This is a genomic window from Flavobacterium sp. B330r, assembly GCF_056824325.1.
This window is the reverse complement of sequence record NZ_CP124860.1, coordinates 73086-90955: the sequence shown is the minus strand read 5'-3', so window position 1 is coordinate 90955 and position 17870 is coordinate 73086. Positions and strand designations below refer to the sequence as shown.

Genomic DNA, 17870 nt, shown 5'->3' with positions numbered 1-17870 from the left:
TAAAATTGGAATTTGGATTTTTATATATTGGAGTTTTTTACTTTTTAGTGTCCTCCACCAGCACTTTCTATGTAGCTAATACCTTGTCTTTTTAAAATTTTAGGACAGTAGAAACCGTAGAATCCTAAATATGCAAAACCAAGTAGCGGTATAATGTAAGAGAAGTGTGTGTATGTGATACCGAAAATTCCGTTTGGATTTGTTGCATCTAAGTCACAGATACTTCCTTGTACCAATGGAATTACTCCACCACCAAGAATCATCATGATTAAGAAAGAAGACGCTTTTCCTGTGTTTTTCCCTAATCCTGCAATCGCTAAATCGAAGATTGAAGGCCACATGATCGATAAGAATAATCCACCAGAGATGAAGAAGAATTTAGCAATTTCTGGATCTGGCCATGCTAATCCTAATGCCATCATAGTTAATCCTGAAATTCCGAAAAGCATTAATGTTTTTCCAGCGTTTTTACCACCAATAAAACTTACTGCAATAAATAGTAAAATCCAGAAAGGGTAGATGTAGAATGAAGAAACATCGTGAGCTGCAAAGATGTTTGCTCCAATGATTACTCCAAATGCCGCAGCAGGAACGATAAATTTAAGTGCCGTATTTACTAGGTTTGAAGTGTTAAATACGTTTACTCCACCATTCCAACGACCAATCATTAAACTTCCCCAGTAAAGCGCAATAAACGGTGCTACAGCGTCTTCTAAGATGTTTCCGAATTCGTGAGTGTGTAATAGAGCAGGTAGATTACTGATGATAGTTACCTCAGTTCCTACATAAATAAAAATTCCTAACATACCCAAGTACAATTGTGGATAGTCAAGAATGTTGAATTTGCTGTGTTTGTCTTTAATTACTGCTTCTTCCTCTTTTACTGGGTCTTCGATTTTTGAGAAATTCATAAATACTGCAACCGCAATAAAAGCAAGACCTAAAATGATGAAAGGCAATTTAATATCTTCTAATGAAAGAGCCGTTTTTTTGTTGTCTCCCATTCCGAATAAAGCGATACCTAATAAAATAGCTCCGATCGTTGTTCCGAAAGAGTTGATTCCTCCCGCAAGAGTTAAACGGTGTGCTCCAGTTTCAGGACTTCCCATTTTAATAGCTAACGGATTTGCAACAATCTGTTGGATAGAGAATCCTAAACCTACTGTGAATAAGGCTGTTAAGAAGAAAGGAAAACTTTGAATTGTAGCTGCTGGAATGAATAGGAATGAACCTACTGCTGATAAAATTAATCCTGCAGATAGTGTTTTTTTGTAGCCGTATTTTTGTAAAACGTCTACTTTTAAAGAAACGATAAAGAATATAATTGATCCAACAAAATATGCAGCGTAGAAAGCCCATGCTACTAATTGAGATTGTACTTGCGATAACGTAAATACTTTTTTGAATACTGGAATTAGGATATCATTGGCTGAACCAACAAAACCCCAAAAGAAGAAGACGATTATCAAAGAGATAAATTGCCCCCATTTGGTTTGCACATTTTCTGAACTCATAATAATAAGGTTAATTTTTTATTTTATTGTTTTTTGAAGACCGTAAATATATTTGTTAGGATTATCAAAAAAAAATAAAAAGGTATAAATAATGTTAAATTTAAACCAACGGCTATGTTTTTTCAACAAAGTGTTAATTTTAACCTACTTAGAAAATGTAATTCGTAATTATATTTTATTCCAATATCTTGTTTTTAACTTCTTTACTGTAGTTTCTGCCTATCGGAATGTTGTAAGATTGTATTTGAACGCGGTTTCCTTCTATAGATTTCACTTTATTTAGTGCAATTACATAAGATTTGTGTATTCTAAGGAAGCGATCTGCGGGCAATTCTTCAGATAAGGATGTAAGAGATTTATGTGTAATGTAGGTTTTATCGGGAGTGACCACTTTTATATATTCTTTCATTCCTTCGACAAATAGAATTTCTTCAATATTAATTTTCATCATTTTTTTATCTACTTTGATAAAAATATGAGAATCTCCTTTTGCCGTTTCGATCTTGATATTGTTTTTGAGATTGTATTCGGTAGTAATTTTGTTGATGCATTTGATGAACCTTGGCAACGGAATTGGTTTTACCAAATAGTCTAATACATCCAAATCATAACTTTCGGCAGCAAATTCTCTAAATGCGGTGGTAATGATAACTTTGGTTTTGTTTTCGATAAGACTAATAAGTTCGAAACCCGTCATCATGGGCATGTTAATATCTAAAAAGACGGCATCAACAGGAGTACTGTTTATAAAATCGAGCGCCTCTAGAGAATTATTGAATGTCGCAACAACTTCAAAATCTGTAAAATTGGTAAAATAATTTTGCAAGACTTTGATAGCTAAAGGCTCATCATCAATTAACACGCATTTAATCTTCATTCTGAGTTGGTATTTGCAATCGGATTATATAGAAATTTAGTTTGGTTTGCTGTTTTAGACTAAAATTGTTTCTGTAAATCAGCTTTAGTCTCTTTTTGGTATTAACCAGACCAATTCCTTTTTTTGGATTATGATTTTGTGAAATTACAAAATTATTTAAGATTTCAAAATCGAGTATTTTGTTGTCTATAACTTTGCAATTGATTTTTATTTTTAAATTTCTGTTGTTTAGTCCGCCGTGTTTAAAAGCATTTTCGACCAAAGAAATAAAGATTAAAGGCGGTACAACAACATCTTCTATATTAGATTCTAGATTTATGGTCACTTCAACATTTTCAAAACGAAGTTTTTCGATTTCGATATAGTTCTGAATATAATCGATTTCTTTTATAAGCGGAACAAATTTGGTTCCTTTTACATCATACAAAACATACTCCATCAAATTAGAAAGTTTGATGATTACATCTGGAACTTTCTTTGATGATTCTAAAGATAAAGCGTACAGATTATTTAATGTATTAAAGAAAAAATGAGGCTGAATCTGATTTTCGAGATACTTTAATTTTATTTTAAATTGGTTTTCTCTTAACGATCTATTTCTTTCTCGCTCTCTTAACCAAGTTAAAGTAAGATACACAGAGGAGGCCATTGCTAGAACATACAATTCTCCTATACAAACAGCAACAATGTGATTGATCTCAAAAGGATGGTATTCGCGATTTGCTTCTGGCCAGATATTTTCTGATATAATATAATATGTCAAGGCCGTTTTGAGCAGATACATTACAAACAAACTTACGAGAAGCAAAAAAGTATACAGGATGTATTTTTGTTTTAGTACATACTTGGGAACTAAAACAAATAAATTTAAATACACTAACGGAATAACTAGTGAGAATTCGATTACATTAGATTTGAATGCATAAGGATAATCATTAAAATAAGCTCCCCATCTTAAAAAGTTTAAAGTAAAATATACTCCCCAAAACCAGATATGATTTTGCAGTTTAATATCAAATTTAACTTTTCGTATTTCTTTCAACTGGTTTTAAGTTATTTGCGTTTTTTTTGGTTTTTCTTAACAATATTGAAATATTGTGCAACTTTAAACAATTAACTGCAAAGAGCCAATTTTTTTGAATAAAATTTTGCAAAAAAAGGATATTTGTGCTTATTTTTTCTATTAGAACGTTTTCGTAAAGCGTATTATTGAATGTTTTATGTCGTTCGTTTAAATTTTATTGCTGTTGGTTTAATTTATTTTTTTTAACAATGCCTTAAGAATAATTTTACATCATAACTAACAAAATAAAATAAACATGAAAAAAATTTTCTTAATCTTTATGATTGTTTTTACGGCGCAAGTTTCGCTTGCACAAGTAAAAAATGTCAAGGGTGTGATTACAGATTCTGATGGTATGCCATTACCTGGAGCTTCTGTTGCTGTACAAGGAGGTCAAAAAGGAACTACTACCGATTTTGACGGATTGTACACTATTGAAGTTCAAAAAGGTCAAAGTTTAGTTTTCACTTATGTAGGACTAGAAACTCAGACTGTTGTTGTAGGAGATGCTTCTACAGTGAATGTGAAGATGGTTCAAGGAGCTTCAAATTCATTAAATGAGGTTGTTGTAACTTCTTTAGGGATAAAGAAAACAAGAAAATCTTTGACTTATGCAGCTCAAGAGCTTAAAGGAGAAGAGTTAACCCGTGTAAAAGATCCAAACCTTATTAATACTGTTGCTGGTAAAATTGCCGGTGTTGCAGTAACAAAAAGTTCATCTGGAGCAGGAGGTTCTACAAAAGTTGTAATTCGTGGTAATTCATCTTTTGTAAACAATCAGCCTTTATATGTAATTGATGGTATTCCTTTGTACAATCAAGGTACAGGACAGCCAAATGGTACTTTTGGTGATTTAGCAGGAGGTAACCGTGACGGTGGTGATATCGTTTCATTGATCAATCCTGATGATTATGAAGGAATGACTGTACTTAAAGGTGCTGCGGCTTCTGTATTATACGGTAGTCAAGGTGCTAATGGTGTAATCTTACTTAATTCTAAAAAAGGAAAAGCTGGAGTTGAATCATTCAATATCAATTCTGTTACAACATTTGATAGTGCAGCTTATTTGCCAGAATTCCAATCAGATTACACATCTGCAGATGGAGATCCAAGATCTTGGGGAGATAAGAAAAAAGTAGAAGGTGATATTAAAGATTTCTTCGAAACAGGAGTTACACAAATTACTTCTATGTCTTTTTCTAAAGCAACTGAAGGAAATTCTACAAGCTTAACGTATGCTAATACAGATGCTTCTGGGATTATACCTGGAAATCATTTGAAGAAAAATAACTTTGGAATTCGTCAAACAAGCAAATTCTTAAATGATAGATTGAGTGTTGCTGTAACAGGAAATTATGTTGCGCAAACAATTAACAATAGACCAACAAATGGTTTATACTTCAACCCAATTAGTGGTGTTTATTCTCATCCAAGAGCTTTTAGCTTAAATGATTTGAAAACGTATGAAGTTTTTGATCCTGTTAGAAACATGAATGTTCAAAATTATCCTGGTTTTGCAGCGGTAAACGAAAGTAATGAAAATCCATACTGGCAGATTAACAGACAAAAATCTGTTGATACAAACAATTTCTTTAACGGAGCAATTGCTTTAGATTATAAAGTTGCTGAGTGGTTTCATTTAGCTTCAAGATATAGCTATAACAGAAGTGAGAGCAATTTCCAAAAAGAAATGTATGCTAGTTCTGCAACTTCTTTAGTACACGCTACAGGAAGATACATCAATGCAAATACAATCGGTACTCAAAATTATGCTGATTTATTAGGTTTATTTAATACAAAAATGGGTGAAAACTTTTCATTCAATGGTACATTCGGAGCAAGTATCAATAATACCAAAGTTACTGGTTTAACTGTAGATTCAGGAATCGGTGGAGGTTTGAATTATGCTAACATCTTTACTTTAGGAAACTTTGTAAATAATAACGGTAACGTTCAAACAGGAGCAGAAAGAGAAGTTCAGTCTGTATTTGCTGCTACAACTTTTGGATACAAAGATTATTTATTCTTAGATCTTGCAGCTAGAAATGACTGGTCGTCTACTTTAGTAAACACTAACGATTCTAGTTTCTTCTATCCATCTGTGGGGGTTACTGGTATTCTTAGCGATATGTTTACATTACCAGAAGTTTTCAACTTTGGAAAAGTTCGTGCTACTTATGCACAAGTTGGTAATGATATTGCTGGTAGTATTACGAGTCCTACATCTACTATCGTTGCAGGAAGTATTGTAAATCCACCAGTTGGACCAATGCCAGGTCAAACATTAAAACCTGAATTAAAATCTGAGGTTGAATTAGGTACAGAATGGAGAATGTTTGATAACAGATTAGGTTTCGAATTTTCTTTCTATGATTCTAAAACTAAAAACCAATTTATTCAAGTTCCTGCTCCAGCTACAAACCCTTTTGGTTATACTAATTATGCTATCAACGCTGGTAGTATTTCTAACAAAGGTTTCGAGCTTGTACTTTATGCAGATATCGTTAGAGGAGAAAAATTCAACTGGGATACTAGAATTAACTATTCACAAAATAAGAGTAGAGTAAATGATATTCCTGCTGAAGAAGGAACAGGAGGTAGAATCATTCTTACTGATCCAGGATCTAACAGCTACAGATATTCATTAATTGAAGGAAGACCATTTGGTGTAATTGAAGGTAAAAACTTGAAAAGAGATGATCAAGGAAGAATCTTAGTTAATGACGACAATACTATTCAAAGAACAGATTGGGAAGAAGTTGGTAATGCTAATCCTGATTTCATGTTAGGATGGTCTAACACTTTTAAATTCGGATCATTTACTGCAAACATCTTAATTGATGGACGTTTTGGTGGAGAAGTTCTTAGTTTAACTCAAGCAATCAACGATTACAATGGAGTATCTAAAGCTACAGGTGATGCTAGAAATGCTGGAGGTGTTAAAATTAACGGTGTAAGAGCGAGCGACGGAACTCCTGTAACTACAATGGATGCATTTGACTACTACAATGGAACAGCAGGTAGAAACGGTGCTTCTGGAGAATATGTTTACAGCGCAACAAATGTAAATGTTAGAGAGGTATCTATTGGTTATACTTTCAAAAAAGATAAATTACCATATGTTCAATCTGCAACTATCTCTTTGATTGCTAGAAACTTATTCTTTCTTTACAAAGATGCACCATTTGATCCAAATGTAGCTTTAAGTACAGGTGAAGGCTTACAAGGTGTTGATGTGTTTGGTTTACCTTCAACAAGAAATATCGGTCTTAATTTAAACTTAACATTCTAATCTTACAATCATGACATTAAATAAATTCAAAAAAACAGCGATATGCTTCTCATTGCTTGCGGCTTTTGGTTGTACAGACAATTTTGAGGAGATCAATAAAAATCCTGAAGGTGCTACTACAGAGCAGTTAGAACAGGATTATAACAATATTAAAAGTTTGTTTAAACCTGCTTTTAGTAGAATATACATATCAGATATTACTTGGCAATATCAAATTCAGCAAAGTTTACAAGCTGATGGATGGTCTGGATATATGATTACACCAGTTCCTTTTGGAGATACTAATAATTACGATTATGCATTAAATCCTGGATGGAATGGTTATGCTTGGGAAAGAGCTTATGTAGATATTATTGCAAATCTTTACAAAGTTGAACAAAGAGCTAAAGGTAAATACGATCAGTTTTATGCTTGGTCATTGATTGTAAAAGTAGTGCAAATGCAACGTATTACAGATATGTACGGACCTGCTGTATATTCTAAATATGGTGCTGAAGGTTCTGCTCTTTACGATTCTCAAAAGGATATTTATCTTCAAATGTTTAAAGATTTAGATTTTGCAGTTACTGAATTAACTAAAAGAATCGATGCTGGTGAATCTTCTACTTTTAAAGGAACAGATTTATCTTCTTACGACGGAGATTATGCACAATGGGTTAAGTATGCAAACTCACTTCGTTTGAGAATGGCAATGAGAATTGTTAAAGTAGATCCTGCATTAGCTAAAACTGAAGCTGAAAAAGCAGTTAATAATTCAATTGGTGTTCTTAAAGTTAATGCTGATGTAATGAAAGTTAAATCTCCTGTAGATCTTAACGTAATTGACGTAATGAGCCACTCTTGGGTTGGTTTATTCATGGGAGCTGATATGCAGTCTATCTTAGGAGGTTATCAAGATCCACGTATTTCTAAATATTGGAATACAGCAGAAATTACTCCTGGTCAGTATGCATCTATCAGAAATGGTGTAACGTATCCTTCTGGAACTACATATGCTAAATTCTCGCAAACAGGACCTAGAACAAAAACTGGAGAAGTTACTTGGATGTCTACTGCAGAGGTTTATTTCCTTAGAGCAGAAGGTGCTTTAAGAGGTTGGAACATGGGCGGAACAGCTCAAGAGTTTTATGAAGCTGGTATTAGAGCATCTTTCGAGCAGAATGGTGCAGAAGGAGCTTCGTCTTACGCTTCTGATAATACGAAAAAACCTCTTGATTATGTAGATCCATTATTCCCAGAAAATAATACTCCAGCAGTTTCTAAAATTACTGTTGCATGGGGAGCTACTAATGAAGAAAATCTGGAGAAAATTATAACTCAAAAATGGATTGCTACATATCCTGATGGACAAGAAGCATGGTCTGAGTTTAGAAGAACAGGTTACCCTAAACTATTCAGAATTAAAAACAATAAAAGCGGTGGCGTAATTAGCACTGAATTAGGAGTTAGAAGACTTCCTTTTGCTCAGTCTGAAGAAGCAAGTAACCCTGCAGGTGTTGCATCTGGAGTAACTGCCCTTGGTGGTCCTGATAACGGAGCTACAAGACTTTGGTGGGATGTTGATGCACCTAACTTCTAAAAAAAAATGGAATATTAAGTTTGGTTAGTAGTATGGTATAGATGGCGAAAGCGATCTATACCATTCTTAAAACCAAAATGGTAATTACTACAAAAAAGAAAAGAAATGAAAAGTGCTTTAGAAATAAAACCTGATATTAGTTACAAAAGCGCGGGAAAATTTGAAGAAACTCGATTTGAGAAAATTCATATTGAAATCTTTAAAGGCTCGATTGATGCTTCTGTAATTGTAGCCCAGGAAATTGCGCAGCTAATTAGGTCTAAGCAGGAGAAAAATAAATCTTGTGTTTTAGGTCTGGCAACAGGTTCTTCTCCTATCAAAGTTTATGAGGAACTAGTGAGAATGCACAGAGAAGAAGGACTTAGTTTTAGCAATGTAATCACCTTTAATTTGGACGAATATTATCCAATGACTAAGGAGAACAATCAGAGCTATCATTATTTCATGCATGAGCATCTTTTTAATCACATTGATATCAAATCTGAAAATATTAATATTCCTGACGGTACAGTAGCAATTGAGGAAATCAATCAATATTGTATCGATTATGAAATGAATATTAAAAATGCAGGTGGACTTGATTTTCAATTGCTTGGAATTGGTAGAACAGGACACGTTGGATTTAACGAGCCAGGTTCGCATATCAATTCAGGAACAAGAATTATTACCTTAGATCACATCACTAGAGTCGATGCTTCATCTGCTTTTAATGGTATCGATAATGTGCCGAAACGTGCCATAACAATGGGGGTTTCAACCATCATGAGGTCAAAACGTATTGTTTTGATGGCTTGGGGGCAAAATAAAGCAGATATTATAAAAAGAACAGTTCAAGGCGATATCAGTTCAGAAATTCCAGCAACATTTTTACAGAATCATCCAAACGCAACTTTTGTTTTAGATCAGTCGGCAGCTTCAGAGTTAACCCGTTTCAAAACGCCTTGGTTAGTTGGAGAATGTCTTTGGACTCCTGAATTAAAAAGTAAAGCGATTGTTTGGTTGTGTCAAAAAACAAAACAATCTATTCTGAAATTGACAGACCGTGATTATAACAATAACGGAATGTCTGATCTTTTGGCTCAAGAAGGTTCTGCTTATGATATGAATATTAATATGTTCAATATTTTGCAGCACACGATTACCGGATGGCCAGGAGGAAAACCAAACACAGATGATTCATTTCGTCCAGAAAGGGCAAATCCGGCAAAAAAGAGAATTATTCTTTTTAGTCCGCACCCAGACGATGATGTAATTTCTATGGGAGGAACATTTTCGAAGTTAATCAAACAAGGACACGATGTTCACGTAGTGTACCAGACCTCTGGAAATATTGCGGTTTCAGATGATGAAGCTTTAAAATTTGCAGAAGTTGCCAGTGATTTTATCGGAAATGAAAAATCAGATATCAATTTCAAATCAGTAATCGAATTTCTAAATAATAAATCTGAAAATCAGATCGATTCTTTAGAAGTAAGAAAATTAAAAGGATTGATTAGAAGAAGAGAATCTTACGGAGCAACAAGATATATTGGACTGAAAGATGAAAATACACACTTTTTAGATCTTCCTTTTTATGAAACGGGGCAAGTTAAAAAGAATCCGTTAGGGCCAGAAGATATTGCTATTGTAAAAAATATTATTTCAAAAATAAAACCACATCAAGTTTTTGCTGCTGGAGATCTTGCCGATCCGCACGGAACACATGAGGTTTGTTTAAATGCCATTTTTGCCGCTTTAAAAGAACTTAAACCAGAACCGTACATGGATGACTGTTGGTTATGGCTGTATAGAGGAGCTTGGCACGAATGGGATATTCACGAAATTGATATGGCAGTTCCATTAAGCCCATCAGAGGTTTTGTTGAAACGCCATGCTATTTTACACCATCAGTCTCAAAAAGACAGGGTGATGTTTCAAGGTAATGACTCTCGTGAATTTTGGGTTAGGGCAGAAGATCGAAATAAAAACACAGCCATCTTATATGATGAATTAGGTTTGGCTGAATATGAAGCGATCGAAGCTTTTAAACGTTTTGATTACTAAAAATTTTTTCCGATTCATTTTAGAATGAATCAAATAGCAAAATTCAGATTGATCTCATAGCAAAGTGAGGTAAAAGCTGAAATCATTCTGAGTTTTGTTTTTTTTATAAATTTAGGATACTTATAAAAAGCTATCCAACCAAAAAAAAGAAAAATGAAATATCTATTTGTACTATTATTTGCAGGTTTAACAGCAGGTGCTCAAGTCCAGAAGGAGCAGCTAAATCTTATGCCTTGGCCTCAGAATGTTGTTATTAATGAAGGTAATTTTAATTTAACTAAAAATTTTAAAGTAAACATTACAGGAAATCCAAACGCTAGAATATTTGGAGGAGTAACTCGTTTTTTGCGCCGCTTAGATGGTAGAACAGGTATATTTTTCGAACAAGGTTTTATTGAAAAACTAAATGAAGTTCCAAATGCAGAATTGCAGATCAATTGCACTAAAAGCGGTAAAATTGGTTTGTACGAAGACGAAAGTTATCATTTAGATATTACTTCTAATAAAATAACGATAAACGCATCAAGCGATTTAGGAGCTTTACATGGTTTAGAGACATTGTTGCAGATGCTTCAAAACAATTCAAAATCTTTTTATTTTCCAGTTTCCAAAATTTCAGATTTCCCAAGATTTACTTGGAGAGGTTTAATGATAGATGTTTCAAGACATTTTCAGCCAATTGACGTAATTAAAAGAAATATTGATGCATTGGCAGCGATGAAAATGAATGTTTTTCACTGGCATTTGGTTGATGATCAAGGTTGGAGAATTGAAATGAAAAAACATCCAAAGTTTACTCAATTAGCTTCGGATGGAATGTATTATACACAAGAGGAAATTAAAAATATCGTAAAATATGCCGATGAGCGCGGTATTTTAATTGTTCCAGAAATAGATGTTCCAGGTCACGGATCTGCAATTTTAACGGCTTATCCAGAAATTGGCAGTAAAGTAATCACGCTGACAGGAGGAACATCCGAAAAAAATATTCAAGGTACAGCAATTGCTACCTATGGAATTGAAAGAAATGCGGGTATTTTTTCGCCAACATTAGATCCTTCAAATCCTAAAACATATCAATTATTAAGTGAAGTTTTTGATGAGGTTTGTCCATTATTTCCAGGCGCTTATTTCCATATTGGAGGAGATGAAAACGAAGGAAAAGATTGGGATGCAAATCCGAAGATTCAAGAATTCAAAAAGAAACATAACTTAAAAACCAACCACGAATTACAAACTTATTTTACCATGCAATTGGCACCGATGTTAAAAAAGCACGGAAAACAATTGATGGGTTGGGAAGAAATCTTGACAAAAGATTTATCTAAAGAAGCTATTGTACATTCTTGGAGAGGTCCAAATGAAGGAATGCCAGCAGGACAATCTTTAGTAGATGCTGTTAAAAAAGGATACAAAACCGTTCTTTCAAATGGCTATTATATCGATCTAATGTACCCAATAGCAAGTCATTATTTAAATGATCCGATGCCAAAAGGAGCTAATTTAACTAGCGATGAAAAAGCAAGAATCTTGGGTGGAGAAGCTACAATGTGGACAGAATTGGCTACACCAACCACGATAGATTCTAGAGTTTGGCCAAGAACAGCTGCTATTGCTGAAAGATTGTGGTCTGCAGAAGATGTAGTGGATGTAGAAAATATGCGCAAACGTTTAGAACAGATCTCTTTCAGATTAGAAGAGTTAGGCATTACGCACATTCGCAACAAAGATGTTATTTTAAGAAATATTGCCAACAATCAAAACATTCAGTCGCTTGAAGAATTTTCTAAAGTTAGCGAGCCTTTAAAAGGATATACTCGTAACAAAGGAGGAACAGAGTACCAGATGTATTCTCCGTTTACCTTGTTTGCAGATGCATGCGGACCAGATGCAAAAGATGCACTTGCGTTTGATGCTGCAGTAAATCAATATTTAGCAAATAAATCGGCTGATAATAAAGCAAAAGTAACAGCATTTTTTAATAAATGGATTACTGTAAATAAAGACTTAACAGCGCTAAGTGCCAATGCGCCATTAGTGCAACCAATTTTGCCTTTGTCAAAAAAATTAAGTGATGCATCACAAGAATTATTGCTTGTATTAGATAATAAATCGACTTTAAAACCAGCAGATTTAAAAAGTCTAATAGAGCAATGCAATACAAAAGATCATGCTGACGTAGAATTGTCAGTTTATGAGAGTTTAAAGAAACTAATATAAATTTTGGTTGAGTTAGTGTTTTAGAGTTACATTAATCAGGCTTTTAATTATCTCTGCCGGAGTTCCACGGTAGAGATAGTTATAGCCAAAATTTCAGAAGTAAGCAGCACTTAACTTAATTCAATAATAAAAATATAAGCCATGAGACTAGTATTAACCTTTAAAACCAAATAGAAGAATAAGAATACCACAAAACATGACAAAAAACGAGAGTATAGATTGATGATTAGTCCCAAATTTATCATTTGTATTTAAGATTAATTTTTAGAATTATAAATAAATATCAATCACTGCTATTTACTAATGATTATGAATGAATCAGTAATAGTAATATTTATCTATAGAATGTAATTTGAGTTTATTTCCAATCGACCGCGGGGTTCCAATCTGCAGTTGAGCGAAACCCAGAAGATTTTAAAAGCTTCTGTGGCCCAATTATTTATTTTCTATTAACTAATATTTATTAACTATGAAACATTATTACAGATTGCTCTTTTTGTTATTGTTTCCCTTACTAGCGTTGGCTCAACCAGCTCACGGAAAAAAAGTAGTGGGGTATTATGCGCAATGGTCTATCTATGCTAGGGATTTTAATGTTCCTAAAATTGATGGAAGTAAAATAACGCATTTAAATTATTCTTTTTATGGCACAACTTATGATCCTGCCCATCCAGAGAATACCAAATTAAAATGTTTAGATACTTATGCTGATTATGAGCATATGGAAGGTGGCATTCCGTGGGATGCTCCAGTAAAAGGAAACTTTTATGATTTAATGAAATTAAAAGAAAAGTATCCGCATTTAAAAATTTTAATTTCTGTTGGAGGCTGGACAAAAGGACAAGATCTTTCTCCAATTGCTGCAAGTCCTGTAGCAAGGGCAGCTTTAGCAGCAGATATGGCAAACTTTATTACTACATATCCGTTTATTGACGGTTTTGATATCGATTGGGAATATCCTCTTTCGGGTGGAACTGACGGTACAGAAATAGTAAATGGTGCGCCTGTTCCTCCGCAAAAATACAGTCCAGACGATAATAAAAATTTAGTGCTTTTATTGAAAGCAATGCGTCAGGCAATGCCAAATAAATTGGTTACCATTGCTGCTGGAAACAATGTTAGAAACGTTGCTAAACAGTATTTAGGGCCAAACAACAGAGCGCAGTATGGCATGAGCGAAGATATTTCGACTTACTGTGATTATATTACCTATTTCGGATATGATTTTGGAGGAAACTGGTATGATAAAACCTGCTATAATGCTCCTTTATATGCAAGTGGGAACACTAATGATCCGTTGTATGGCGCAACGCAATCAGAATCATTAGACGAATTAACCAATCAATATCTAAACGTAATTGGTTTTCCTGCGAATAAATTAATCATGGGATTGCCTTTCTACGGAAAAAAATTCGATAACGTTGCTGCAAATTCGACAAATGGATTATTTGTTTCAGCACCAAGATATATCGTTCCCGGATGTACAAATCCGCAAAACCCAACCGGAACATGGGATGGTTCAGGAGCTTGTGAAAAATCTGGAAGTATCGAAATCTGTGATTTAGTTGGAAATCCAGTTACCAATTCGCATGCTTATTTAGATCCAAATACGATGATGGTAACGCCATCTGCGGCTTCGGCAGGATGGGTACGTTATTTTGATAATACTACAAAAGTTCCTTATTTATATAATGCTACTAGAAAAGAGTTTATTTCTTATGAAGATAAACAGTCAATGGACTTAAAAGTGCAGTATATAAAATCGAAAAACTTAGCAGGAGGTATGATTTGGGAATTATCTCAAGATACCAGAGGTGCAATTCCTAATTCATTATTAAACCAAGTGGATGCTTCTTTCGGCAGTGTTGTTCCAGGAACAGTAAGTATTTCTGGTTCTGTAAAAAACGGATCGACTTTGGTTACCAATGTTACTGTCGAATTGCGTAATGCATCTAATGTCGTTATCCAGACAGTAGTTTCTCAAACAGGAAACTTTGCATTCAATAATTTAACTTCAGGACAAAACTATTCGCTTACAGCATTAAAAGCGAGTTATACCTTTGTTCCAGTATCGTTAAATAATGTAACGGTAAATCAGACGGCAGTTGTAATTAACGGAACACAGCCAACCTATACCGTAAGCGGAACAATTGTAGACGGAAGTGGTCCCGTTTCTGGTGTAACCGTTTCAGCAGTTTCAGGAAGCACAACTTTAACAGCAGTTTCAAATGCAAGTGGCGCTTACAGCGTTGCAGGTTTAACAGCAGGTTTAAACTTCACGGTTACAGCTTCAAAATCTGGATTTTCTTATACTCCAGCTTCAACAGTTTACAATGCAATTGATGCCAACAAGACGTTGAATTTCACTCAAGGCGCAGCAGTTGTAACATACACTGTAAGCGGAACAGTTCTTAACGGAAGTACAGCAGTTTCTGGCGTAACGATTACAGCAGCTTCTACAGCAGGAAATGTTACGGCAACAACTAATTCAACTGGGGCATATTCATTAACTTTAGCTTCTGGCGGAAATTATACTGTAACTGCAGCTTTAACAGGACAGACATTTACACCGGCGTCGACAGTTTATTCTAATTTGAATGCCAATAAAACATTAAACTTTGCTCAGGATGTTGTAACGACTTCAAGTAAAATTAGCGGAACAGTTAAAAACGGAACAACTCCAGTTTCAGGAGCCAAAGTAGAATTGGTTTTACCTTGGACAGATAATGCACATCCGTGGAAAAGTGTTCTGGCAACAACAGATGCACAAGGAAAATACAGTTTTGATAATTCTGTTATAGACGGTTATACAGCCATTACAAGTTTAAAACTAAATACTTGGTCAAACGGAGAAGTTAATTATTATCCAAATAATCTAGCCAACTTTGCAGTTCCTGCAAGTCCAACAACGTACAACTTCAATACAAGTTCAACGGCTAGAGTAGCATTAGCTGCAGCTACAAACTTAATCAGCGGAACGGTGAAAAACGGTTCAACGCCTGTGGCAAATGCAAAAGTAGAAATTGTTTTACCATGGACAGATAACACGCACAACTGGAAAAGCGTTCTGGCAACAACAGATGCATCAGGAAATTACGCTTTTGATGATTCAGTTGTAGCGGGTTATACACAAATTTTAAGTTTGAAATTAAATTCATGGCAAAATGGAGAAGTAGCTTATTATCCAAATAATCTAGCAAACTTTGCTGTTCCAACAGCGCCAACAGTTTATAATTTCAATACACAAACAACGGTTGTAACTAAGCCAGTGGTTGCTATTACAGCACCAACAGCTTCGGCGATTGCTATAAATTTAGGTTCGGCAATTAACTTTGTTGCCAGTGTTGGATTAAGCGCTACAGATGCCACTACAATTTCATCTGTTGTATTTAGTTTAGACGGACAAAGCATAAGCGCTACAAATTCTTCAGGAACTTATACAGCGGTTTGGACACCAGTAGCAAATCAGTTTGGAGTTTCTCATACATTAACTGTTACAGCTACGGCTTCAAACGGAACAACAGATTCAAAAACATATACTTTTACATTAAATTGTTCGGGTGCAAACTGTCCAAATTCATTGCCTGTAATCACTTGGAATTCACCATCAAATACTACGGTATACCAAAGCTCTTTCCAAGTTGTGCCAATTTCAGTTACAGCTGTCGATAGTGACGGATCAGTTTCTGGTGTTACAATTACCATAAATGGAGGCACGTTTAACATGACAGCTGGTACAAATAATACGTACACGTATAATTTTACGCCAACTGCATATCAAGATTATCCAATTGTAATTAAAGCAACCGATAATAAAGCTGCTGTAACGACATTAAACAATACTATTAAAATTGCTACTATAAGCGGTAATAGATTTATACCGCTTCCATCTAAAATTATTTTAGGATACGCGCATTCTTGGGAAAATACTGCTGCTCCATTTTTATATTTCTCTCAAATGGTCGGAAGTAAATTTAACGTAGTGGATTATTCTTTCGTAGAAACCGTTAATCGCGATGGTTATACACCAATATTAACAACAAACGATGCGAGATATTTGACCAATGGTGTTTTCAATAAGCAATTGCTGAAAAACGATATAAAAGCCTTAAGAGATAGCGGAGTTCCTGTTATTGTTTCTATTGGAGGTCAAAATGGTCATGTTGTTTTAGATAATGTAACTCAGAAAAATATTTTTGTTAATGGTCTAAAAGCAATTATCGACGAGTATCAATTTGATGGAGTTGATATTGATTTTGAAGGCGGATCGATGAATTTTAGTGCAGGAGGTTTAAGAGATATTTCTTATGCGGGTATTTCGGCTTATCCAAGATTGAAAAACGTAGTAGATGCTTTCAAAGAATTAAAAGCATACTATGGGCCTGGATTTTTATTGACTGCAGCTCCCGAAACACAATATGTACAAGGAGGATATACTACTTACACAGATACTTTTGGTTCGTTCTTACCAATTATTCAAAACTTACGCAACGAGTTAGATTTGCTAGCGGTACAATTGTATAACACAGGAGGAGAAAACGGATTAGATGGTCAATATTATGGTACGGCTAAGAAATCCAACATGGTTACAGCTTTGACTGATATGATCATAAAAGGGTATAACATTGCTTCAACAGGAATGCGTTTTGATGGACTACCAGCCTCAAAAGTTCTTATTGCATTACCAGCTTGTCCGAGTGCAGCAGGTAGCGGTTATTTAACTCCAACAGAAGGAATTAACGCTCTGGATTATTTAAGAAACGGAACCAATTTCTCAGGAAGAACATACACTATGCAGCCAGGCGGACCTTATCCTTCTTTAAGAGGTTTAATGACTTGGTCTGTAAACTGGGATGCTTCATCTTGTGGTAATTCATCTGAATTGTCTAAAGCGTACGCAGCATATTTTGCATCGCAAGCCACAGCAAAAACATTAGTTCTTGAAGATATTTCAGCAGAAAGTAATACGACTGTTGCCTATTTTAGAAACAATACCTTATCGGTATCTAATGAAACAGAAGACATTGCTCAGGTTGATGTATTCAATACCATAGGACAAACTGTTACAAGTTCTAGAAATATTCAAAACAACAAAGAAGTATTGCTTCATAGTCCAAGTTTTGCTAGTAGACAAATTTTTGTCGTGATCGTAACAGATAAATCTGGACACAAAAAGTCATTGAAAGTAATGAACTTTTTAAACTAAAAAAGAATTAAAAATTTAGAAATAAAAAACGGGACGGTTAAAATTGAGTTTGGTTATTTATGTTTTAATCTATTTT

Annotated in this window: 8 protein-coding genes; 5 read left to right on the top strand and 3 right to left on the bottom strand. The window is 34.5% G+C overall.

All coding sequences use genetic code 11. The features are described 5' to 3' along the window. Positions 1–44 precede the first annotated feature (44 nt). The 3 genes from QLQ95_RS00345 to QLQ95_RS00335 form a co-directional block, all read right to left on the bottom strand. The gene (locus QLQ95_RS00345) at positions 45–1514 is read right to left on the bottom strand and encodes an MFS transporter (protein WP_482502148.1); all 1470 of its coding nucleotides are present in this window, start codon (positions 1512–1514) and stop codon (positions 45–47) included. Between the two features lie 175 nt (positions 1515–1689). Further along, entirely contained in the window at positions 1690–2391 is a 702-nt protein-coding gene (locus QLQ95_RS00340; protein ID WP_095930523.1) for a LytR/AlgR family response regulator transcription factor, read from the bottom strand. Continuing rightward, positions 2381–3433: a sensor histidine kinase gene (locus tag QLQ95_RS00335; RefSeq protein WP_320492010.1), complete on the bottom strand. Its 1053-nt coding sequence runs from the start codon at positions 3431–3433 to the stop codon at positions 2381–2383. Before QLQ95_RS00335 ends, QLQ95_RS00340 begins: the two co-directional genes overlap by 11 nt. 277 nt (positions 3434–3710) lie before the next feature. On the opposite strand from QLQ95_RS00335, the gene QLQ95_RS00330 reads away from it, so the two are divergent. The 5 genes from QLQ95_RS00330 (at position 3711) to chiA (ending at position 17794) form a co-directional block, all read left to right on the top strand. Next, on the top strand, positions 3711–6746 hold the full coding sequence (locus QLQ95_RS00330) for a SusC/RagA family TonB-linked outer membrane protein (RefSeq protein WP_428237125.1): 3036 nt from the start codon (positions 3711–3713) through the stop codon (positions 6744–6746). Between the two features lie 10 nt (positions 6747–6756). Beyond that, entirely contained in the window at positions 6757–8325 is a 1569-nt protein-coding gene (locus QLQ95_RS00325) for a RagB/SusD family nutrient uptake outer membrane protein (protein ID WP_095930526.1), read from the top strand. Positions 8326–8430: 105 nt separating this feature from the next. Next, positions 8431–10368, top strand: coding sequence for a glucosamine-6-phosphate deaminase (gene nagB, locus QLQ95_RS00320; protein WP_095930527.1), 1938 nt, complete (start codon positions 8431–8433; stop codon positions 10366–10368). Between the two features lie 153 nt (positions 10369–10521). Beyond that, the gene (locus QLQ95_RS00315; RefSeq protein ID WP_095930528.1) at positions 10522–12588 is read left to right on the top strand and encodes a beta-N-acetylhexosaminidase; all 2067 of its coding nucleotides are present in this window, start codon (positions 10522–10524) and stop codon (positions 12586–12588) included. A 469-nt stretch (positions 12589–13057) separates the two neighbouring features. Beyond that, positions 13058–17794 carry a T9SS-translocated chitinase ChiA gene (chiA, locus tag QLQ95_RS00310; RefSeq protein ID WP_482502144.1) on the top strand — a complete coding sequence of 1579 codons (4737 nt, stop codon included), beginning with the start codon at positions 13058–13060 and terminating at the stop codon, positions 17792–17794. Positions 17795–17870 lie beyond the last annotated feature (76 nt).

Excerpts from the sequence above, each read along its gene's own strand:
- QLQ95_RS00345 (WP_482502148.1), bottom strand. The coding sequence starts at position 1,514 with ATGAGTTCAGAAAATGTGCAAACCAAATGGGGGCAATTTATCTCTTTG.
- QLQ95_RS00340 (WP_095930523.1), bottom strand. The coding sequence starts at position 2,391 with ATGAAGATTAAATGCGTGTTAATTGATGATGAGCCTTTAGCTATCAAA.
- QLQ95_RS00330 (WP_428237125.1), top strand. The coding sequence starts at position 3,711 with ATGAAAAAAATTTTCTTAATCTTTATGATTGTTTTTACGGCGCAAGTT.
- QLQ95_RS00325 (WP_095930526.1), top strand. The coding sequence starts at position 6,757 with ATGACATTAAATAAATTCAAAAAAACAGCGATATGCTTCTCATTGCTT.
- nagB (WP_095930527.1), top strand. The coding sequence starts at position 8,431 with ATGAAAAGTGCTTTAGAAATAAAACCTGATATTAGTTACAAAAGCGCG.
- QLQ95_RS00315 (WP_095930528.1), top strand. The coding sequence starts at position 10,522 with ATGAAATATCTATTTGTACTATTATTTGCAGGTTTAACAGCAGGTGCT.
- chiA (WP_482502144.1), top strand. The coding sequence starts at position 13,058 with ATGAAACATTATTACAGATTGCTCTTTTTGTTATTGTTTCCCTTACTA.